The organism is Paracoccus sp. 08 (assembly GCF_024105395.1).
Lineage (GTDB): Bacteria > Pseudomonadota > Alphaproteobacteria > Rhodobacterales > Rhodobacteraceae > Paracoccus > Paracoccus marcusii.
Window position 1 is genome coordinate 1 of record NZ_WEKR01000009.1, and the last position, 21,628, is coordinate 21,628.

The following is a 21,628-nucleotide window of genomic DNA, read 5'->3' on the forward strand; positions in this document are numbered from 1 at the left end:
TTCGGTGGACCACACTCTGGCGGCGCATCGGACCAACGCAAGCCATTACGATTGATGAAGATTATCCCGCTCAAGACCCGCCGATCATCGACCCGTGGGCGGCCATGGCTCTTTGGAAAGAACGGCCGCAGCCGCGCCATCTGCTCGTCACTCAGCCAAAAAAGATTGCTCAGCATGCCCCCATCAGTTCGGGAGCGTGAAACACGCCGGCAAGGGGGTCGAAACCCGATTAATGGGTCCTGACCCTAGGCCAGGCTTCATCCTCGGCGTCAAAGTAAGTCGTACTCGTGACGCTATCGGGCGATATCCGAGTTCCGACAATTCAGTGTCCTCTCGCGCGTCCGTAGCTGGACGCCATCAAGACCGCGGGGTGAATATGGCTGCTGCGGCACAATTCGATGATAACCGGTGACGGCATCATGGGATAAGACACGTTTCCAGCGGCGCTTTTTCCTGTTCCGCTTTCTATAAATTCAGCCCTTCTGTCGGTTTTGCGATGGAAGGGAGGAATGCTCGGACCATGCAGAGATTTGCTGGTTAGGCCTACGGAGCATGCTATCCAAAAATTGATATGCATGCATGTCGCGTCGTTAGGACTGCTACGCTGCCATGGTCTCCGTGCAACTGACTAGCCTCGCCTCGACAAGGACGTAGATGCTTTCTCCGCCGAGAGGCGTAGTAATGAAGGCATCCGTTGATCGTTCACCACCGTGCTCTTACACATGTCAATCCAACGAAAGCGGCGGACTGGCCGCATACTGTCGGCCCGAATGACGGCAAGGCCCTCTGGCAGGTTTATCACGACGTGCGACGACGCCGGACGTCGTGTTCCGCAGTTTCACCAAAAGCACAATTACAACTGCCATAACGTCCGTTTGTCAGGGCAGTATACTTTCCCAACATTATCGACGCACGACCGGAGCAATCTTGTCGTGATCATCACGTTGATCAACGGTCCTACTGTAAAACCGCGCTTAGGCAGTAGTACCGTCGCTGGACGGAACTGGCTATCTGTCGATGGGTCACCTCAGCGAACCAAGGCGTGAGATTAGCATCAGTAACAATCCAGACCCGGAATTACGATGCTGACTAGCCTTTCGACAGCGCCAGAATCAGCGCAGTGTGTCCAGGAATCACCGCTATGGTGTTTTGCAAAAGCATTCGCAGAACGGCGTTTTGCATAGATATGCGACTGCTGGCACGGGCGGCACCAGTCATCGTCGTTCAACCATGTTCGGTTCGATAACCGCGACTGTGCCCAAGGAATGCCCGGCGCGAGGTCAGGATCTTCTGTGGCGCTGGTATCGGCACCGACCCACGCATCTGTCAGCGCTCGCCGGATCGCCGGGCTTGGGTCGGTAGAGACCGACGGGGAGCGCGGGTCGGTGCGGTCATTACAGCTGCGCCAGAACGGCCGTGGTGACGGCGTCGGTGGTGTCGCGGCCCGGGTGGGTGCCGATGCCGCGGGCGGTGGCGGCCTCCAGTGCGGCCATGATGCGGGCGGCGGGGGCGGTCTGGCCCAGGTGGTCCAGCATCATCGCCGCCGACCAGAACGCCGCCATAGGGTTGGCGATCCCCTGATCCGCGATGTCGGGGGCCGAGCCGTGGACGGGCTCGAACATCGACGGGTTGCGGCGCGTCGGGTCGATATTGGCAGAGGCCGCGAAGCCCAGGCCCCCCTGGATCGCCGCGCCCAGATCCGTCAGGATGTCGCCGAAAAGGTTAGAGGCGACCACCACGTCCAGGCTCTCGGGGGCCATGACCATCCGCGCGCACATTGCGTCGATGTGGTAGCGGGTGACAGCGACGTCCGGGTATTCGGCGGCCAGTTCGTCGGTGACCTCGTCCCAGAAGACCATGCTGTGGCGCTGCGCGTTGGATTTCGTGACCGAGGCCAGCTTGCCCCGCCGCCCCTGCGCCTGTTCGAAGCCGAAGCGCAGGATGCGTTCCACGCCCGCGCGGGTGAAGATCGAGGTCTCGACCGCGACCTCGTCCGGGGTGCCCTGATGGACGCGGCCGCCAGCGCCGGAATATTCGCCTTCGGTGTTCTCGCGGATGCAGAGAATGTCGAAATCGCGGGTCTTCAGCGGTCCCTCGACGCCGGGCAGCAGGCGGTGCGGGCGGATGTTGGCGTATTGGACGAAGGCCTTGCGGATGGGCAGCAGCAGCCCGTGCAGCGACACGGCATCGGGCACGCGGGCCGGCCAGCCAACGGCGCCCAGGAAGATGGCATCGAAGCCGCGCAAGGTCTCGATGCCGTCCTCGGGCATCATGCGGCCGTGCTGCAGGTAATGATCGCAGGACCAGGGAAAGCTCTCGGTCGCGATGTCGGCGCCGCCGGCCTCCATGACGCGCAGGGCGGCCTCGGTCACGGGAATGCCGATGCCGTCTCCGGGGATCAGGGCGATGCGGTGGGTCATGGAGGGCTCCTCAGATTTCATTCGGCACGGTCTTGTGTTGGCCACGTTCGCGACAGGCGGTGCAGCCCGGATCGCTGCCGATGCCCGGTTACCCGCAGGCCCCGGCCGACAGAGCATGATCGCACCAGCGACCATGGCGGTTGATCCGGACCGTGCCTGTCCGGAGCCGCCGCATGGCCGGTGACGGGGCGCGTGTAACGTGCCGGCGCAGCGACCCTAGGTCGGATAGGCCGACAGGTCCATGGCCTGACCCGCGTCTTCAAAGCTGCACGGCGTCGAAAGCCCTCGTCCAGGTGAAGTGTCGGTCAGGTACTGGGTTCGACCGGAATGCCCGGGACGCGGAGATGTCCGGGGCTGTACATCCTTGATTGCCCGACCACCGCCTAAGCGGAGCACCGCGCGTGGATTCCGCAATCAACGTCACGGAAAGCGATGGGCGGTGCGGCACTGTCATTTATGGCATCCGGTGGAGGGAGTACTGGGCACGAGCAGCACGCAGGAAGCAAGGGCCGGTCGATCAAACGACCCCGCGGGTGGGCAATGCTTTTGAGATCACACACTTCAAGATGCAGCGACGATCGACTGGCCTGCCGCTACTGCCCCATCTCAGAATAGGGAAATACAGTCGTGCGGGGCGACTGATCCGGTTTGTCCCATGATTTTTAGGCAGCCATGACAGCGCCGGGCGGGGACGGGGTTCGGCGCCCCGTCTGCGAGGGCCGGTGCACGCGAATTGCGTCCCGCGGTGGCCGGGGGCTGCGCGCCCCCGGACCCCCCGTGGGCGCACGGTGACGCCAGTGGTTCCGTATGAACCGCATCGTTTTGGACATTCTTGCATTCGACCGGTCTGCGGACGGACGACGCGATGCAAGATATTGTGCAGTCCAAGGATAGGGCAGGAGCACATCGTGACATCTGGAACCGGTGCCGACATGACGGCGCGCGAAAGCGAGGGGGGTGCGGTGAGCGCGCTTTTGCCGGCGCTGGCGCTGGCGCTGGCGGGGCTGGTCGCGCTGGCGGGCCATGCATTGACCCGCCCGGGCGCGCCGGGACAGTTCCTTGTCATGACCCGTCCCGGCCTGCATCGGGCGCAGGTTCTGGACCTGGTCCATGCCGCCGGGGGCGGGGTGATCGCCTTTGGCGCGCTGCCCGGCCTGTCGGTCGTGCTGTCGGGCGACGACGGGTTCGAGGACCGCGTCCGCCAGCGGGGCGCATGGCTGGTGCTGCCCGCGCCGGGATCTTTGGGATGCGTCGCGTCGGACGCGGAGGGGGCACGATGAACGTCGAACTGAACGCGCTGCGGGCGCGCTATGGCCGGATGCTGGTCACGCTGTTCTGGGCGCATGTCCCGGTGATCGGCCTGGCCGCGGCGTGGGTGGGCAGCATGTCACCGCTTACGGCGATGGCGCTGGCCGGGGGGCTTGCCGCGCTTTATCACCTGCTGTGGCGGCTGCGCCGCACTCGGCCGGTGACGCGCAACATCGCCGCCGTGGCCCTGGTGGGCGAGCCTGCGCTGTTCCTGCTGGCGTTCGAGGGGCACGCCTGGCAGATGGACATGCACATGTACTTCTATGCCGTGCTGGCGCTGAATCTGGCATGGTTCGACCGGTCGGCCCTGATCATGTCGGCAGCGGCGATCACCGTGCATCATCTGGTGCTGTTCTATCTGCTGCCGAATGCCGTGTTCTCGACCGACGGCGACGTGGCGCGGGTGCTGTTGCACGGGGCCATCGTGGCATTTCAGACCACGGTTCTGGTCTGGGTCAGCGACAAGGTCGTCCAGTCCTTCGACCGCATCGGCAAAATGAGCGACGAGATCGTGGCAAAAAGCGCCGCGCTGGAGGAACGCACCCGCGAGGCCGAGGAGGCGAACCGCACCAAGAGCATGTTCCTGGCCAACATGAGCCACGAGATCCGCACCCCCATCAACGCCATCCTGGGCTTTTGCCACCTGGTCCAGCGAACCACGCTGGAACCGCGCCAGCGCGAGCATGTCAGCCGGATCAGCACCGCGGGGGGCGTCCTATTGCGTCTGATCAACGACCTGCTGGACTTTTCCAAGAACGAGGCGGGGGCACTGACCCTGGAAGCGCGGCCCTTCGACCTGCGTTCGGCGATGTCATGCCAGGTCCAGATGGTGGCCGACACCATGGCCGCCCGCCGCCTGACCTTGCGCCAGGAGATCGACGAACGCCTGCCCGAGATGCTGGTCGGGGATGAGCTGCGCCTGAACCAGGTGCTGCTGAACCTGTTGAGCAACGCGACCAAGTTCAGCGAGGATGGAGAGATCGTGCTGACCGCCCGCCTGGTCGAACGGCAGGACGACCAGGCCCGGGTCGAGATCTCGGTCAGCGATTGCGGCATCGGCATGACGCCCGACCAGGTCGGCCGGCTGTTCACGCCGTTCACGCAGGCCGACAGCTCGACCACGCGGCGGTTCGGGGGGACGGGGCTGGGGCTGGCGATCTGCAAGCAGATCGTCCAGCAGATGGACGGCTGGATCCGCGCGGAGAGCGTGCCGGGGCAGGGCAGCCGGTTCACCTTCTCGCTGTGCCTGGGGATCGGACAGGTGGACGCCGCCGAAGCGATCATGCCCTGCAGCGTGATCCGCGCCCTGCGCATCCTGATCGCGGATGACAGCCCCATCGCGCTGAAGATGCTGGAGGCGATCTTTGCCCGCTGGCAGATCCGGGTGATCCTAGCGCCCTCGGGCCGCGCGGCGCTGGACATGGTGCAGGCGGCGGATCAGCGGGGCCATCCCTATGACCTGGTGATCCTGGACTGGAAGATGCCTGATCTGGACGGGCTGCAGACGCTGCGCGCGCTGCGGCGGGKGGATCTACGGGGGATGCCCGCCACGATGGTGATGACCGCGCACGGCGTCGACGCCGTCATGGCCGAGGCCGGCGGAGAGACGATCGACCTGTTCCTGGCCAAGCCCATCAACGCGCGCAACCTACTGGATGCGCTCAAGCAGCTGCCCGGGCTGGCCGAACGCCATGTCCCCGAGGTCGCGCCCGACCTGCCCGCCGCCCCCCTTCTGCCCGAGGCGATGCGCGGTCAACGCGTGCTGCTGGTCGAGGACAATCCGATCAACCAGGAGATCGCGGTCGCGCTTTTGGGTGATGCGGGCCTGCTGGTCGATTGCGCCGAGAACGGGCTTGTCGCCTGCCGGATGGTCGAGGCCGGTGCGGCGGGCTATGCCGCCGTGCTGATGGACATGCAGATGCCGGAGATGGACGGGCTGACCGCCACGCGGCAGATCCGCCTGACGCACACGGCCGAGGCCCTGCCCATCATCGCGCTGACCGCGCATGCCTATGACGACGAACGCCGCGCCTGCATAAAGGCGGGGATGTGCGATCACGTGACCAAGCCCGTCGATCCCGCGCGCCTGATCGCGGTGCTGGCACGCCACATGCGGATCGTGCCCACCGCCGCCGCCCCGGCCCCGCGGGCCGAGGGGGTTGGCGCCGCGGACCTGCCCGACCACCTGCCGCCCTTCGACATCCCCGCCGCGCTGGCGCGGGTGAACGGCAAGCGGCCGCTGCTGCGCCGCCTGATCCTGTCCTTTGCCGAAGGGAACCGCGATGCTGTCGCGCAGATCGCGCAGCTGATCGAAGACGGACGACGACAGGACGCGCATCGCGCCGCCCATACCCTGAAGGGGGTCGCGGCCTCGCTGGAGCTGCCCCGGATCGCGGCCCTTGCCGGGCAGATCGAGGCGTCTCTGCAGGCCGATGACACGATCGGCATCGACGCGCTGTTGGCGCAGCTGTCCGGCCCGCTGGCTGCGGCGATCGCCGCCGCCGACAGCCTGACGGCGGCGGCGGGCACGCCCCACGCGGCCGCGTCGCCGCCCACCCCGGCCGGCGACAGCGCGCGGATTGCCCAGCTGCGCGGCCATCTGCGCGACCAGGTCCGCCGTCGCAGCATGGCCGCCCGTGCCAGCTTTGACGCGCTGGCCGAGGCGCTGCAGCTGGACCGCATGGCGATGGACGACCATCCCGTGCGCCGCGCGCTGCTGCGGCTGGATTATGCCGCGGCGGATGCGCTGCTGAACGGCCCCCACCCCGACACCGGTCAACCAGGGATATGAACATGGACAACCGCCCCGTCATCCTTGTGATCGACGACGAACCCGCCAACATCGAGATCGTCACCGCCGTGCTGGAGGACGAATACGAGATCTGCTTTGCCCTGTCCGGCGAACAGGCCGTGCAGGTGGCCCGCGAAAGCAGGCCGGACCTGATCCTGCTGGACGTGGTGATGCCCGGCATGGACGGCTATCAGCTGTGCCGCATCTTCAAGGCCGACCCGCTGCTCAGCGACATTCCGGTGATCTTCGCCACCGCCCTGGGCGATGACGAGGCCGAGTTGCGCGGGTTGGCGGTCGGTGCGATCGACTATGTCACCAAGCCGGTCCGCCCGGCCGCCCTGCAGCGGCGCGTGCGCAACCACGTCCAGATGAAGCGGATGCGCGACCAGTTGACCGAACAGGCGCTGCGCGATCCGCTGACGGGGCTGGCCAACCGGCGCATGCTGGAACGCCGCCTGCAGGCGGAGCTGCACCGGCAGGCGCGCGACGGCGGTCTGATCGCGGTGCTGATGCTGGATATCGATCACTTCAAGGGCTTCAACGACAGCTATGGCCACCCCGAGGGCGACATCTGCCTCAAGGCCGTGTCGCAGGCGCTGGCGCAGGCGATCCGCCGGTCGGGCGACCTGTGCGCGCGCTATGGCGGCGAGGAGTTCGCCTGCATCCTGCCCGGCACCGACCTGGACGGCGCCCTTCACCTGGCCGAGACGATGCGCGCCGGTGTCGAGGCGCTGGCCATCCCGCACCGCGCGTCGCAGGTGGGGCAGGTGGTGACGATCAGCATCGGCGTGGCGTCCGGGCGTTGCGACATGGGCAGCGACAACGCCTTCTGGCTGACCGGGGCCGACAGGATGCTGTATCGCAGCAAGCTGGCCGGGCGGAACCGCGTCAGCGGACAGGTGATGAGCGCCGATCACCCGCTGCGCGACGCGTCCGCGCTGGACGGGCCGGTCGTCGGGGATGTCAGGGCGGGCTAGGTCCTTCCCGTCGGGCCGGCCGTCAGATTGGCATTGAATGCCGGACGGGCCTGCGGCAGGCTGCATGACATGCAACCCCGCGACACAGCGGGGGCCGATCACCGACAGGAACCTCACATGACATATCCCCTGACCATGCGCGCCATGCTTCTGGCCTCGGCGCTGGCGCTTGCACCCGCGGCCTGGGCCGAGACGCCGGCCGACACCCTGGTCGTGGCCCACACGATCGACGACATCATCAGCCTGGACCCGGCGGTAAGCTTCGAGTTCGCGGGCAACGACGTCAACAACAACACCTATGACCGGCTGGTCGATTTCAACCCGCTGGACCCGGACGCGGGCTTCCAGCCCAGCCTTGCGACCGAATGGGCGGTGTCCGAGGACGGCCTGTCCATCACCTTCACGCTGCGCGAGGATGCGACCTTCCATTCGGGCAACCCCGTGCGCGCCGCGGACGCCGCCTGGTCGCTGCAGCGCGCGGTCAAGCTGGACAAGACCCCGGCCTTCATCCTGACCCAGTTCGGCTTTACCGCCGACAACGTCGATCAGATGATCACCGCCGACGGCAACACGCTGACGCTGACGATGGACAAGCCCTATGCGCCGACCTTCGTGCTGAACTGCCTGACCGCCAACATCGCCAGCGTGGTCGACATGGAGACCGTCATGGCCAACGAGGTCGACGGCGACATGGGCAATGCCTGGCTTAACACGAACGAAGCCGGGTCGGGCGCCTATGTGCTGTCGGCCTGGCGTCCGAACGAGGCGGTGCAGCTGACCGCCTATGAGGAATACTGGCAGGGCGCCCCCGAGATGAAGCGCGTGATCGTGCGCAACGTCGCCGAATCCAGCGCGCAACGGCTGCTGCTGGAGCAGGGCGACATCGACGTGGCGCGCAACCTGACGCCGACGGATGTGGAATCCATCGCCGCGGTCGAGGGCGTGACCATCCAGGACGAGCCGCGCGGCCGCATCCTCTACATGGGCCTGAACCAGAAGGACGAGCTGCTGTCGAACCCCGCCGTGGTCGAGGCGATGAAGCACCTCGTCGATTACGAAGGCATCACCGGCAGCTTCCTGAAGGGTCAGTTCGTCACCCACCAGACCTTCCTGCCCCAGGGCTATCTGGGCGTGCTGGACGAGCAGCCCTGGACCTATGACGTCGAGAAGGCCCGCCAGATCCTGGCCGATGCGGGGATCGAGGGCGGCACCATCACCACCCGCGTGCGCGACCTGCGCGAATACGTGGACGTGGCCCAGACCCTGCAGGCGTCGATGGCCCAGGTCGGCCTGACCCTGGAGATCGAGCAGATGACCGGCGCGCAGGTGCTGGACGCCTATCGCGCCCGCGAGGTGCCGATCTTCCTGGGCGAATGGGGCCCGGATTATTCGGACCCGAACACCAATGCCGCGACCTTCGCCTATAACCCCGACAACAGCGACGAGGCCGCCGCCGTGGGCCTGCTGGCCTGGCGCAACGCCTATGAGGTGCCGGCCGAGATGAACGAGGCCACTGTCGCAGCCACCCTGGAGCAGGACGCCGACGCCCGCGCCGCGATGTACCAGGACATCCAGCGCCAGTACCAGGCCGAGGCCCCCATCGTGCCGCTGTTCCAGCGCATCGAACAGGTCGGCCTGCGCGACGGCGTCCAGAACTGGTGGAGCGGCGGCGCCATTTCGTCGGTCATGTATCGTCAGGTGACGAAGGGCGAATAAATGGCCCTGACCGATCCGACCGGCGCCGCGACCGCATCGTCGCGGCGCCGCGCCCTGACCCGCAGGCGCGTGCGCAGCGTGGCGGGGACCGTCCTGTCGCTGGCGCTGACGCTCCTGGGGCTGCTGCTGGTCACCTTCATCATCGGGCGGGTCATGCCGATCGACCCGGTGCTGAAGGKGGTGGGCGACCGCGCCACCCAGGCCCAGTACGACGCCGCCTATGTCGCGATGGGTCTGGACCAGCCGCTGATCGTGCAGTTCCTGTCCTATGTGGGCGACGTGCTGCGCGGCGATTTCGGACGGTCCATCTCCACCGGGCAGCCGGTGGCACAGGACATCGCCCGCGTCTTTCCCGCGACCTTCGAGCTGGCGGCCCTGGGGACCTTCATCGGCGTCGTGATCGGTGTGCCCCTGGGCGTGATCGCGGCGGCGCGGCGCGGCGGCGTCATCGACCAGGTCGCGCGGGTCGTGGCGCTGGTCGGCTATTCGATGCCGATCTTCTGGCTGGGGCTGATGGGCCTGCTGATCTTCTATGGCATGCTGGGTTGGGTCGGGGGGCCGGGGCGGCAGGGAATCATCTATGACGGGATGGTGCCGAACGTGACCGGCATGATCCTGGTCGACAGCCTGATCGCCGGGGACTGGGGCGCATTCCGCGACGCGTTCTCTCACATCATCCTGCCGGCCAGCCTGCTGGGCTATTATTCGCTGGCCTATATCAGCCGCATGACGCGCAGCTTCATGCTGGAACAGCTGTCGGCGGAATACATCACCACCGCCCGCGTCAAGGGCCTGTCCGAACGCGCCGTCATCTGGGGCCATGCCTTCCGCAACATCGCGATCCCGCTGGTGACGGTCATCGCGCTGTCCTTCGGCTCTCTGCTGGAGGGGTCGGTCCTGACCGAGATCATCTTCAGCTGGCCGGGCTTGGGCAGCTACATCACCCGCGGCCTTCTGTCGGGCGACATGAACGCGGTGCTGGGCGGCACGGTGGTCGTGGGCGTGTGCTTCGTCGTGCTGAACCTGTTCAGCGACATCCTGTACCGTTTCCTGGACCCGAGGTCGACATGAGCGCCATGACACGCCGCGACTGGCTGCTGTCCGACGCGCCCCAGACCCGCCGCCAGGCGCGGCTTGGCGCGATCTATCAGGGCTGGCTGACCTTCCGCGCCAACAGGCTGGCGATGGTCGGACTGATCATCCTGGCGCTGCTGATCGGCATGGCGATCCTGGCGCCCTGGATCGCGCCGCAGGACCCCTATGCCCAGAACCTGGCCGACCGGCTGCAGCCGCCGTCGGCCGCGCATTGGCTGGGCACCGACGCCTTGGGGCGCGACATCCTCTCGCGGCTGATCCACGGCTCGCGCATCACGCTGTTCATCGTGGGCACGGTCGCGCTGATCGCGCCGGTCATCGGGCTGCTGATCGGCACGGTGGCGGGGTTCGCCGGGGGCTGGGTGGACCAGGTGCTGATGCGGGTGACCGACATCTTCCTGGCCTTCCCCAAGCTGATCCTGGCGCTGGCCTTCGTCGCGGCCCTGGGGCCCAGCATCGGCAACGCGGTGCTGGCACTGGCGCTGACCGCCTGGCCGCCCTATGCGCGCCTGGCGCGGGCCGAGACGCTGACCATCCGCAACGCCGACTTCATCGCCGCCGCGCGCCTGCAGGGGGCGGGGCGGCTGCGCCTGCTGATCCGCCACATCTGGCCGCTGTGCCTGTCGTCGCTGATCGTGCGGGTGGCGCTGGACATGGCGGGGATCATCCTGTCGGCGGCGGGCCTGGGCTTTCTGGGCCTCGGCGCACAGCCGCCGCTGCCCGAATGGGGGGCGATGATCTCGGACGGGCGGGGCTACATCCTCGACTTCTGGTGGGTCGCCGCCATGCCCGGCATCGCGATCTTTCTGGTGTCGATGGCCTTCAACCTGCTGGGCGACGGGCTGCGCGACGTGTTGGACCCCAAGGGAGACAAGTCGTGACCGAACCCCTTCTGTCCGTGCGCGACCTGCGCGTCACCTTCCCGACCCGGCAGGGCGAGTTTCAGGCCGTGCGCGGCATCGACTTCGACCTGGGCCGCGAACGCCTCGGCGTCGTGGGCGAAAGCGGGTCGGGCAAGTCCATGACCGGCCGCGCGATCCTGGGCCTGGTGCGTCCGCCCGGTCGGGTCGAGGCCGCCCGGATGGAGCTGGAGGGCCAGTCCATCCTGAACCTGCCCGACCGGCAGATGCGCGCCATCCGCGGCGGGCGCATCAGCATGGTCATGCAGGACCCCAAGTTCAGCCTGAACCCGGTGATGACCGTGGGCCAGCAGATCATCGAGGCCTATCGCCTGCACGCGCGCGCGCCCCGCGCCGCCGCCCGCGCAAAGGCCTTGGAGATGCTTGAGGCCGTGCAGATCCGTGACCCCGAACGCGTCATGGACAGCTATCCCCACGAGGTGTCGGGCGGCATGGGTCAGCGCATCATGATCGCCATGATGCTGGCCCCCGATCCGCACATCCTGATCGCGGACGAACCGACCAGCGCGCTGGACGTGTCGGTCCGGACCGAGGTGCTGCACATCATGGACCGGCTGGTCCGCGACCGCGGCATGGGGCTGATCTTCATCAGCCATGACCTGAACCTGGTGGCGCAGTTCTGCGACCGCGTGCTGATCATGTATGCCGGCCGCGTGGTCGAGACGCTGCCCGCCCGCGACCTGCACCGGGCGCAGCACCCCTATACCCGCGGGCTTCTGGACAGCCTGCCGCGGCTGGACGCGCCGGTGTCGCGCCTGTCCGTCCTCCAGCGCCAGGACAGCTGGCGCGACCCCGTCGTGAAAGGCCCCTGAGATGCTGAGCGTTGCCGATCTGACCGTCTGGTTCGGGCAGGAGCCCGACCGCGTCACCGCCGTTCACAATGCGGCCTTCGACGTGGCGCAGGGCGAAAGCTTTGGCCTGGTCGGCGAAAGCGGTTCGGGCAAGTCGACCATCCTGCGCGCCATCGCAGGTCTGATCCCCGGCTGGTCCGGCCGGATCGCGGTCGACGGTCAGGCTCAGAAGGGAGAGCGGCGCGACCGGGCGTTCTTTCGCACCGTCCAGATGGTGTTCCAGGACCCCTATGCCAGCCTGCATCCGCGCCATTCCGTCGATGCTGTCCTGGCCGAGACCCTGCGCCTGCAGGGCATGGACAGGATCGACCAGCGCATCGTCAAGCTGCTGGACGACGTGGGTCTGGGCCGGGGGTTCCGCTTCCGCTATCCGCACCAGCTGTCCGGGGGACAGCGTCAGCGCGTGGCGATCGCCCGCGCCCTGGCGGCGGAGCCGCGCCTGCTGCTGCTGGACGAGCCGACCAGCGCGCTGGACGTCAGCGTCCAGGCCGAGATCTTGAACCTGCTGGCCGATCTGCGCGACGAACACGGGCTGACCTATCTGATGGTCAGCCACGACCTGTCGGTGATCGCCCATATGTGCGACCGGCTGGCCGTGATGCAGCGCGGCCGCATCGTCGAGATCCTGCCGGCGTCCCATCTGCGGGCGGGGCAGGGCGCCCAGCCCTATACCACCCACCTGATCGAGGCGTCCGCCGGATACCGCCCGGAGGCCCGCCCATGACCGATGCGCGACAGGATGCGGTCGCCCGCGCCGAAGGTTATTTCGACCAGGGCGGATTCCAGGCCGATCTGGCGGCCTTGGTGGCACATCCGACCGAAAGCCAGGACCCGGCGCAGCGGCCCCATCTGGACCGCTATCTGACCGAGGCGATGATACCGCGCCTGTCCGGTCTGGGCTTCGCCACGCGGGTGCTGGACAACCCCGACCCGCGCGGCGGCCCCTTGCTGATCGCGGAACGGATCGAGGATCCGGCCCTGACCACGGTCCTGACCTATGGTCATGGCGACGTGGTCCATGCCCAGACCGACCAGTGGCGCGACGGGCTGTCGCCCTTTGTCCTGACCGCCGAGGGCGACCGCCTGTATGGCCGTGGCGCGGCCGACAACAAGGGGCAACACCTGATCAACCTGGCCGCGCTGCAGGCGGTCATCGACACGCGCGGGCATCTGGGCTTCAACATGCGGATCATCTTCGAGATGTCCGAGGAGACCGGATCGCCCGGCCTGGCCCAGGTTTGCCGGGACCATGCCGATGCGCTGGCGGCCGATGTGCTGATCGCGTCTGACGGCCCGCGCCTGCAGGCCGACGTGCCGACGCTGTTCATGGGATCGCGCGCGGCGCTGGCCTTTGATCTGGTGCTGGAGCTGCGGTCGGGGGCGCATCATTCGGGCAACTGGGGCGGTCTTCTGGCCGATCCGGCGATGATCCTGGCCCATGCGCTGGCCACGATCTGCGATCGGCGCGGCCAGATCCAGGTCCCGGAATGGCGTCCCGACAGCCTGACGCCCGCGCTGCGCGACGCCCTGCGCGACCTGCCGGTGATCGAGGCGGGCGGCCCCCAGGTCGATGCCGACTGGGGAGAAGTCGGGCTGACACCCACCGAACGCGCCTTTGGCTGGAACAGCTTTGCGGTGCTGGCGATGACCGCCGGCGTGCCCGACGCACCCGTGAACGCCATCGCGGGCCGCGCGCGGGCGACCTGCCAGCTGCGCTATGTCGTGGGGACCGATCCGAGCGACATCCTGCCGGCGCTGCGCCGCCACCTGGACCGCCACGGCCATCACGCGGTGCGCATCGTGCCGCGGGACGGCGATCCCGCCCATGCCACGCGGCTGATGCCCGACCATGACTGGGTGCGCCGGGTCGCGGTGTCGGTCCGGCGGACGACCGGGCAGGACCCGCATCTGCTGCCGAACCTGGCCGGATCGCTGCCCAACGAATGTTTTGCGGAAATCTTGGGCCTGCCGACGATCTGGGTGCCCCATTCCTATCGCGGCTGCTGTCAGCACGCGCCCGACGAACATGCGTTGCAAAGCCTGTCGCGACAGGCGCTGGCGATCATGGCGGGGTTGTGGTGGGATCTGGGGACGCCCGCGGATGGCACTTGACCGCAGGGGTGACAGATCGGCCGGGCGTCTGAACTCTTTAAACCAACCACCAAGGACGCCCGGCCGATAAGCCTCTTTTGTCTGAAGTCGGTGGCGGCGTCATCCTGTCCTTATGGACAGGAAAAGATGCACCGATTGGTGCGGTAAGGGTCTGAGCTGAAACGGAAAATGGCGACCCCGGCAGGATTCGAACCTGCAACCTATTGATTAGAAGTCAATTGCTCTATCCAGTTGAGCTACGGGGCCCGCGGGCTGGCCTTTCTTAGCGGCAGGCGCATCGGCAATCCAGACGCTAATCGCCCCGGCAAGCACGAACTTGTGCGCAGGGCCATCCCATGACGATGGAACGGCACCCGCGGGGCCGGTGTTGATGTGCCACACCACCTGAAGGAGGTCGACATGGACCACGCAAATCACACGCGACTGACCCACGACGAACTGACCGAGGCCGTTCTGGACGGCGCCACCGTCTATGGCCCGGGCGACGAAACCGTCGGCAGCGTGTCGCACACGCATGGCATGGGTGCATCGGCCAAGGTCGTGCTGGACGTAGGCGGGTTCTTGGGCATCGGCGCCAAGCCGGTCATGATTCCGGCGACCGATCTGGACTTCATGCGCGACGAAAGCGGCACCGTGCATGCCCGGACCAACTGGACCAAGGATGATCTGAAGGCTCTGCCCACGCACGAGCACTGATTGATCGACAGGAAGACGACGGCGCGCATCGCAGGATGCGCGCCGTTTGCATTACAACATCAGCGTCATGAAGACCGAATGCGGGTCGGCGCGATAGCTGCCAAAGGGCGGGCACTCCGTGAACCCCTCGCGGGCGTAGAGGCCGCGTGCCGCGACAAATCCCGGCTGCACGCCGGTTTCCAGCGACAGCTTGGCATAGCCCGCCTTCCGTGCGTGACCCAGCATGTGCCGCAGCAGCATCCGCGATACGCCCCGCCCCCGCTGTTCGGACAGCACGTGCATGGATTTAAGCTCTCCCTCGGATGCGCCCAGATCCTTGATGGCGCCCATGGCCACAGGTTGGCCCGCGTCGCGCACGACGAAGAAAGCGATGGCGGGGTTCTCCAGCGCCTCCTTGGGCATCATGTGGATCGATCCCGGCGGGGTATCGGCATGCATCTCGGCAGTGTGGCGTTGGAACAGCAGGTCCAAGTCGGGCCCAAGCGGGCTTTCCAGGTCGATCGTCAGCGTCATGTCGGGGTCCTGTCGCCACATGGTCACGGCGTCGACATCGCGCAGCTTGTCCAGACCGAACAGCCCGATGCGGAAGGTCGAGAAGTCGGCCCCCTCATCCACGGCCAACGGCACGCCCGCCGCGATCTGGGTGCCGAGGGCGGCAAAGGCCTTGCCAGACTTGACCTCGGGGTCGTCGGTATAGCTGACCACGACGCCCGGCGCCTGGAACCCCTCGGCCGCGACCGAGCGGATGCCGCGCGCGGACAGTTCGTCGCGGACCGCCCGGCCAAGGCGCCATTGCGCGTCGCGCGCGGCGGCGAACCCCATCGCGCGGGTCTCCTCCATCGCGTCGCGCAGGCCCAGCAGCGCGTCGGTGGGCATGGTCGCGTGATAGGCATGGCCGCCATCCAGATAGGCCTGCATGATCGCGCGCCATTTCTTCAGATCCAGCGCAAAGCTGTCGCTGTCGGTGGTGGCCAGCCGTTCGGCGGCGCGATCGGACAACATGACAAGGCCTGCGGCGGGCGACGCCGACCAGCCCTTTTGCGGGGCCGAGATCAGCACGTCGACGCCCGTGGCCCGCATGTCGACCCAGATCGCACCCGACGCGATGCAGTCCAGCACCATCAGGGCGCCCACCTCATGCGCGGCATCGGCCAGCGCGGTGATATAGTCGTCGGGCAGGATCAGCCCGGCCGAGGTCTCCACATGCGGGGCAAAGACCGCGTCGGGGCGCGTCTCGCGGATGCGGGCCACGACCTCGTCGATGGGCGGGGGCGCATAGGCGGGCTGGGGCGCGTTCCCTTGCGGGCGGGCCTTGACCACGGTCACCTCGCGGGCAAAGGTGCCCGCGTCGAAGATCTGGCTCCAGCGATAGCTGAACCAGCCGTTCCTGACGATCAGCGCATGCGCGTCGCGCCCGAACTGGCGCGCGACCGATTCCATCGCATAGCTGCCGCCGCCCGGTACGATCGCCACCTGGGCCGCGCCATAGACCTCGCACAGACCCGCCGACAGGTCGCGCATGACCTGCTGAAAGCGTTTCGACATGTGGTTCAGTGACCGGTCGGTGAACACGACCGAGAATTCGTCAAGGCCGTCCGGGTCGATCTCGGGGCGCTGATGGGGCATGGGTGCATCCTTTCCGTTGCGCGCAGCCTAGCGCCTGTGCGTCCGCGCGGCCAGACCGCCAAAAGGCGCAAACGCCCCCCTTGCGGCCCCCCCTGCGGGGCGACTAGGCTTCGGACACAAGCAACATCAAGGTTTTTCATGCGGATCGGCATCCTTCAATGCGGCCAGTCGCCGGCGCAGCTGAAGCGGGATTTGGGCGACTATCCGGACATGTTCGTGCGCCTGCTGGCCGGGCGCGGATTCGACTTCACCACCTGGCATGTCGAGGGGATGGAGTTTCCACAGGACATCCACGATGCCGACGGCTGGCTGCTGACCGGTTCGCGCCACGGGGCCTATGAGGATCACGCCTTCATCCCGCCGCTGGAGGATTTCATCCGCCGCGTCCATGACGCAGGCGTGCCGATGGTCGGCATCTGCTTTGGTCATCAGATCATCGCGCAGGCCCTGGGCGGCACCGTGGTCAAGCATCCCGGCGGTTGGGCCGTGGGCGCGCAGGATTACGATTTCGGCGGCCAGCCCGTCACGCTGAACGCCTGGCACCAGGATCAGGTCGTGACCCTGCCGCCCGGCGCGCATGTCGCGGGCCGCAACGCGTTCTGCGAAAACGCCGCGCTGATCTATGGCGACCGGGCCTTCACCGTGCAGGCGCATCCGGAATTCGGCGACGACTTCATCCAAGGGCTGATGGACACCCGCGCCAAGGGCGTCGTGCCGGACGACCTGCTGGCCGGGGCTGCGGCCCGCATGGGGCAGGCCGATGGCGCGTCCCTGCTGGCCGACCGGATCGAGGCCTTCTTCAAGCAACCCCGCGCTCTGGCGCGAGCCGACAAAGGTGCCGCATGAGCGACTGGACCGAGAAACTGCCCCAGGCCGCGCGCGACTTCATGTCCGGGCGCCGCCTGGACGAGGTCGAATGCATCGTGGCCGACATTGCGGGCGTGGCCCGTGGCAAGGCAATGCCTGCGTCGAAATTCGCGCGGCAGAACCAGTTCTACCTGCCCAACTCGATCTTTCTGCAGACGATCACCGGGGAATGGGCCGACAACCCGTCGGGCGCGTTCACCGAACCGGACATGGTGATGGTTCCGGATTATTCGACCGCCACCGCCGCGCCCTGGACCGCCGACTGGACCATCCAGGTCATCCATGACGCGACCGACCAGCAGGGCAACCCCATGCCCATCGCGCCGCGCAACGTGCTGAAACGCGTGGTGCAGCTGTACCGCGACAAAGGCTGGAACCCGGTCGTGGCGCCCGAGATGGAGTTCTTCCTGGTCGCCCGCAACATCGACCCGAACCAGCCGATCATCCCGCCCATGGGCCGCACGGGCAGGCGGGCCGCCGCGAAACAGGCCTATTCCATGTCGGCGGTCGACGAATACGGCAAGGTCATCGACGACATCTACGATTTTGCCGAGGCCCAGGGCTTCGAGATCGACGGCATCCTGCAGGAGGGCGGCGCGGGCCAGGTCGAGATCAACCTGAACCACGGCGATCCGGTGGCCCTGGCGGACGAGATATTTTATTTCAAGCGGCTGATCCGCGAGGCTGCGTTGCGCCACGACTGCTTTGCGACTTTCATGGCCAAGCCCATCGAGGGTGAACCCGGCAGCGCGATGCACATCCACCACTCGATCACGGACATCGCCACTGGCCAGAACATCTTTTCCGATGAAAAAGGCCGCGAGACCCCGGCCTTCCTGCATTTCATCGCCGGAATGCAGCGGCACCTGCCCGCGGCCATCGCGCTGCTGGCGCCCTATGTGAACAGCTATCGCCGCTATGTCCCGGATTTCGCGGCGCCCATCAACCTGGAATGGGGGCGCGACAACCGCACCACCGGCCTGCGCGTGCCGATCTCGGGGCCGGAGGCGCGGCGGCTGGAGAACCGGCTGGCGGGCATGGACTGCAACCCCTATCTGGGCATTGCGGCCAGCTTGGCCTGCGGCTATCTGGGCCTGCTGGAAGCCGAGAACCCGCGCGCCGAATGCCTGGGCGACGCCTACATGTCCGAGGACGAGCTGCCCTACAACCTGGGCGACGCGCTGGACCTGATGTCGGAGAGCGCGCCCATGCGCGGCGTCTTGGGCGAGGATTTCTGCGCGGTCTACGAATCGGTCAAGCGCAACGAATACAAGGAGTTCCTGCAGGTCATCAGCCCGTGGGAACGCGAACATCTGCTGCTGAACGTATGAACCTGCTGCACCTGAACGACCGGCTAGGGGCCTATCCGCCCAGCCTCTATGCCGACCAGTGCGGGCCGCAGCCCGACCTGCCGCCCCTGCGGGGCGAGGCGCGGGCGGATGTCGCGGTGATCGGGGCGGGCTATACCGGGCTGTCGGCCGCGCTGCATCTGGCGCGGCGGGGCCTGTCGGTCCGGGTGCTGGAGGCGCAGCGCGTGGGGTTCGGCGCCTCGGGCCGCAACGGCGGCCAGATCGGGTCCGGCCAGCGGCAGGAAGTTGACTGGCTGGAGGCGCAGTTGGGCCGCGACATGGCCCGCCGCTTGTGGGATCTGGCCGAGGAGGCCAAGGCCGCCGTCCGCACCATCGCCGCCGAAGCGGGCGTGCGGGTCCGCGACGGCATCGCCCATGCCTGCCGCAGCGGGGCGGAGGTCGAACACGCGCGCCACATGGCCGACCATCTGGCACGGCATTACGGCTACGACCGAGTCACGCCCCTGGACCGCGACGGGCTGGCGGCGGCCTTGGGCAGCACGGCCTATGTCGGCGGCGATCTGGACCGCGGCGCGGGGCACGTCCAGCCGCTGGCGCTGGCCCTGGGGATGGCGCGGCTGGCGCAGGAGGCAGGCGTCGTGATCCATGAGCGCGCGCAGGTCACCGGCCTGACCCATGGTGCGCCCAGCATTATCCGCACCGATCAGGGCGTGCTGCGGGCCGATCACGTGATCCTGGCCTGCAACGGCTATCTGGGCGATCTGGACCAGGGCGTGGCCGCGCGGGTCATGCCCATCAACAACTATATCGTCGCGACCCCGCCGCTGGATGATCACCCCGAGATCCTGCCGGACCGCATCGCGGTGGCGGACACGAAGTTCGTGGTGAACTACTGGCGCGTCGACGACGACCGGCGGCTGGTCTTCGGCGGTGGAGAGACGGTCACCTACCGCTTTCCGCGCGACATTGCGGCGGTGGTCCGCCCGCATCTGCTGTCGGTCTATCCGCAGCTGCAGGACGTGCCCCTGACCCATGCCTGGGGCGGGACGCTGGCCATCACCATGAACCGCATGCCCTGCTTCACCCGGCCCGCGCCGAACTGCCTGTCGGCCAGCGGCTATTCCGGGCATGGCGTGGCGATGGCCACGCTGGCGGGGCAGTTGATGGCCGAGGCCGTGGCGGGCCAAGCCGAACGGTTCGACGCCATGGCCGCCGTTCCCACCCGGCCCTTTCCGGGCGGTGCGGCCCTGCGCAAGCCGCTGCTGGTGGCGGGGATGGCGTGGTTCGGGCTGCGCGACCGGTTAGGGTTCTAGGCCCATCCGGGCCAGCACCTGCTGACGGATCTCGGCCGATTCGCGGTCGGTCACGCCCAGAAGGCTGGAGACCAGGCGGATCAGGCTGTCCTCATCCGCGCCGCGGCTGTTGTCGGCATAGGCGACCTCCCACAGCGCGGCCAGAACGGCACGACGATCCTCCAGCGCGATGCGGTCCTTGATCTGGCGGGTGAAGCGGACGGTGTCGCTGGCCTCCGCCTCCAGCGCCTCGGCCTGGGCGCGGCGGGCGGCGGCCTCGGCCGCAGTCAGGCCGCGGCGGGACAGGACCTGCTCGATGCGGTCGCGTTCGGCCTGATCGTAATGATCGTCGGCCCGTGCCACGCGCACCAGCAGCGCGGCGATGGCCAGTTCGGCATCGTCGCGGTCGATCGGCGCGGCGGTATCGCCCATCAGGCGTGTCAGTAGGTCCATGAACATGGCCGAAGGATGCCCCTGCAGACGGCCGCGGTCTAGCCGGGCCAGCCCTCGACGATGATCACATCTGCGGCAGAGACCGGCTCGCGCAGCGCCTTGGCCGCCTGATAGCCGGGACTGTCGTAACAGGCTTGTGCCGCCTCCAGCGACGGGAACTCGATCACCACGCTGCGGGGGCGGGCATGGCCCTCGACCACCTGCTGCGGGCCACCGCGCACCAGGAAGCGCGCGCCGTATTCGGCAAAGGGCTCCGCATTGGCCCGGCGATAGGCGTCATAGGCCTCCGGGTCGTCGATCGTCACATGGGCGATCCAATAAGCCTTGGTCATGTGTCCTCCGGAATGCGGATGCGGCCTTGGGCCACGGGAACGGCACGGCCGGACACGCAGACCTGCGCCAGCGCGCCGCCCTTGACGGCGATGCGCAGGCCCAGCTGCGACGGGCGCCCCATCTCGACCCCCTGGCGCAGGGACAGGCGCGTCTCTCCCTCGGGCAGGACGCCTGCGGTCAGCAGGGGGGCGGCCAGGGTCGCGGTGGCCGATCCGGTGGCGGGGTCCTCGGGGACGCCGCTGCCGGGGGCGAACATGCGCGCGCGAAACCCTGCGCCGTCGGGGGCATAGGCATAGACCTTGCCAACCGGTGCCGTCAGCGCCTCGAATGCGGCCCCGGCCGGGCGGGCATCCGCCAGGGCCTGCGCATCGCGCAGCGGCACGAAGATGAAGGCCGGACCCGCATGGGCCACGACCGGGCGGTGCGTGTCGAAACCCACCTGATCCGCGCCGAGGCCCAGGCCCGCCGCCGCCAGGTCAGCGGCAACCGCATCGCCCAGCTGCGGCAGCACGGGGGCCGCGAATTCGGCCAGACCGTTGCGGATGGTCACGGGGACCGGCCCGGCCTCCTCCTCCAGCACCAGATCGCCGTCGCCCGCCGACAGGTGCAGCGCGCAGCCGATGGTGGGGTGACCCGCAAAGGGGATCTCTGCCAGCGGCAGGAAGATGCGGACGCGGGCGCGGTGTGCGGGATCGCGCGGCGCCATGACGAAGATCGTCTCGGACAGGTTGAACTGGCGGGCGATGGTCTGCATCTGCCGCGTGCTCAGGGCATCGGCCCCCATGACCACGGCCAGCGGATTGCCCGCAAAGGGCCGGTCGGTGAAGACGTCATAGACATGATATTCCAGCATCATCGCCC

Annotated in this window: 19 protein-coding genes, 1 tRNA gene and 1 pseudogene; 13 read left to right on the forward strand and 8 right to left on the reverse strand. The window is 67.7% G+C overall.

What is annotated here, in order from left to right:
* The coding region (locus GBO37_RS04540) for a transposase (protein WP_252927593.1) at positions 1-173 on the reverse strand (173 nt) is incomplete at its 3' end.
* A gap of 1,221 nt (positions 174-1,394) precedes the next feature.
* Positions 1,395-2,420 carry a tartrate dehydrogenase gene (locus GBO37_RS04545; protein ID WP_252927495.1) on the reverse strand — a complete coding sequence of 342 codons (1,026 nt, stop codon included), beginning with the start codon at positions 2,418-2,420 and terminating at the stop codon, positions 1,395-1,397.
* Positions 2,421-3,328: 908 nt separating this feature from the next.
* On the opposite strand from GBO37_RS04545, the gene GBO37_RS04550 reads away from it, so the two are divergent.
* From GBO37_RS04550 to GBO37_RS04590, 9 genes are all read left to right on the forward strand, one after another.
* Positions 3,329-3,700 carry a hypothetical protein gene (locus GBO37_RS04550; protein ID WP_252927497.1) on the forward strand — a complete coding sequence of 124 codons (372 nt, stop codon included), beginning with the start codon at positions 3,329-3,331 and terminating at the stop codon, positions 3,698-3,700.
* Entirely contained in the window at positions 3,697-6,519 is a 2,823-nt protein-coding gene (locus GBO37_RS04555) for a response regulator (protein ID WP_252927499.1), read from the forward strand. Before GBO37_RS04550 ends, GBO37_RS04555 begins: the two co-directional genes overlap by 4 nt.
* A 2-nt stretch (positions 6,520-6,521) precedes the next feature.
* Positions 6,522-7,496: a diguanylate cyclase gene (locus tag GBO37_RS04560; RefSeq protein ID WP_217845587.1), complete on the forward strand. Its 975-nt coding sequence runs from the start codon at positions 6,522-6,524 to the stop codon at positions 7,494-7,496.
* Between the two features lie 117 nt (positions 7,497-7,613).
* A complete protein-coding gene (locus tag GBO37_RS04565) occupies positions 7,614-9,212 on the forward strand; it encodes an ABC transporter substrate-binding protein (protein ID WP_252927501.1) in 1,599 nt (532 codons plus the stop codon).
* The gene (locus tag GBO37_RS04570; RefSeq protein ID WP_256479796.1) at positions 9,213-10,283 is read left to right on the forward strand and encodes an ABC transporter permease; all 1,071 of its coding nucleotides are present in this window, start codon (positions 9,213-9,215) and stop codon (positions 10,281-10,283) included. It abuts the gene before it with no gap.
* Positions 10,280-11,188: a nickel transporter permease gene (nikC, locus tag GBO37_RS04575; protein ID WP_252927503.1), complete on the forward strand. Its 909-nt coding sequence runs from the start codon at positions 10,280-10,282 to the stop codon at positions 11,186-11,188. Before GBO37_RS04570 ends, nikC begins: the two co-directional genes overlap by 4 nt.
* Entirely contained in the window at positions 11,185-12,039 is an 855-nt protein-coding gene (locus tag GBO37_RS04580) for an ATP-binding cassette domain-containing protein (RefSeq protein ID WP_252927504.1), read from the forward strand. Before nikC ends, GBO37_RS04580 begins: the two co-directional genes overlap by 4 nt.
* A gap of 1 nt (position 12,040) precedes the next feature.
* On the forward strand, positions 12,041-12,802 hold the full coding sequence (locus GBO37_RS04585; protein ID WP_252927506.1) for an ABC transporter ATP-binding protein: 762 nt from the start codon (positions 12,041-12,043) through the stop codon (positions 12,800-12,802).
* Positions 12,799-14,190 carry a M20 family metallopeptidase gene (locus tag GBO37_RS04590; protein ID WP_252927508.1) on the forward strand — a complete coding sequence of 464 codons (1,392 nt, stop codon included), beginning with the start codon at positions 12,799-12,801 and terminating at the stop codon, positions 14,188-14,190. Before GBO37_RS04585 ends, GBO37_RS04590 begins: the two co-directional genes overlap by 4 nt.
* A 169-nt stretch (positions 14,191-14,359) precedes the next feature.
* Here the strand turns inward: GBO37_RS04590 and GBO37_RS04595 are convergent.
* Positions 14,360-14,436: transfer RNA gene (locus tag GBO37_RS04595), tRNA-Arg, on the reverse strand.
* Positions 14,437-14,589: 153 nt separating this feature from the next.
* Here GBO37_RS04595 and GBO37_RS04600 point away from each other — a divergent pair.
* Positions 14,590-14,886, forward strand: coding sequence for a PRC-barrel domain containing protein (locus GBO37_RS04600; RefSeq protein ID WP_252927510.1), 297 nt, complete (start codon positions 14,590-14,592; stop codon positions 14,884-14,886).
* A gap of 51 nt (positions 14,887-14,937) precedes the next feature.
* On the opposite strand, the gene GBO37_RS04605 is transcribed toward GBO37_RS04600, so the two are convergent.
* On the reverse strand, positions 14,938-15,420 hold the full coding sequence (locus GBO37_RS04605) for a GNAT family N-acetyltransferase (protein ID WP_371927488.1): 483 nt from the start codon (positions 15,418-15,420) through the stop codon (positions 14,938-14,940).
* Positions 15,421-15,429: 9 nt separating this feature from the next.
* Positions 15,430-16,512: pseudogene (locus GBO37_RS04610) on the reverse strand (aminotransferase class V-fold PLP-dependent enzyme); the annotation flags it as partial.
* Positions 16,513-16,650: 138 nt separating this feature from the next.
* Here GBO37_RS04610 and GBO37_RS04615 point away from each other — a divergent pair.
* Genes GBO37_RS04615 through GBO37_RS04625 form a run of 3 tightly spaced genes read left to right on the forward strand, consistent with a single transcriptional unit; the run spans position 16,651 to position 20,002 of the window.
* Entirely contained in the window at positions 16,651-17,358 is a 708-nt protein-coding gene (locus GBO37_RS04615) for a type 1 glutamine amidotransferase (protein ID WP_252927512.1), read from the forward strand.
* Positions 17,355-18,710: a glutamine synthetase family protein gene (locus tag GBO37_RS04620; RefSeq protein ID WP_252927513.1), complete on the forward strand. Its 1,356-nt coding sequence runs from the start codon at positions 17,355-17,357 to the stop codon at positions 18,708-18,710. The genes GBO37_RS04615 and GBO37_RS04620 overlap by 4 nt, the downstream gene beginning before the upstream one ends.
* Entirely contained in the window at positions 18,707-20,002 is a 1,296-nt protein-coding gene (locus GBO37_RS04625) for an FAD-binding oxidoreductase (protein WP_252927514.1), read from the forward strand. The genes GBO37_RS04620 and GBO37_RS04625 overlap by 4 nt, the downstream gene beginning before the upstream one ends.
* Here GBO37_RS04625 and GBO37_RS04630 read toward each other — a convergent pair.
* Genes GBO37_RS04630 through GBO37_RS04640 form a run of 3 tightly spaced genes read right to left on the reverse strand, consistent with a single transcriptional unit; the run spans position 19,991 to position 21,623 of the window.
* Entirely contained in the window at positions 19,991-20,434 is a 444-nt protein-coding gene (locus GBO37_RS04630; RefSeq protein ID WP_371927483.1) for a TerB family tellurite resistance protein, read from the reverse strand. The two genes, GBO37_RS04625 and GBO37_RS04630, sit on opposite strands and share 12 nt — an antisense overlap.
* A 38-nt stretch (positions 20,435-20,472) precedes the next feature.
* On the reverse strand, positions 20,473-20,766 hold the full coding sequence (locus GBO37_RS04635; RefSeq protein ID WP_173404219.1) for a DUF1330 domain-containing protein: 294 nt from the start codon (positions 20,764-20,766) through the stop codon (positions 20,473-20,475).
* A complete protein-coding gene (locus GBO37_RS04640; RefSeq protein WP_252927516.1) occupies positions 20,763-21,623 on the reverse strand; it encodes a PhzF family phenazine biosynthesis protein in 861 nt (286 codons plus the stop codon). The genes GBO37_RS04635 and GBO37_RS04640 overlap by 4 nt, the downstream gene beginning before the upstream one ends.
* Positions 21,624-21,628 lie beyond the last annotated feature (5 nt).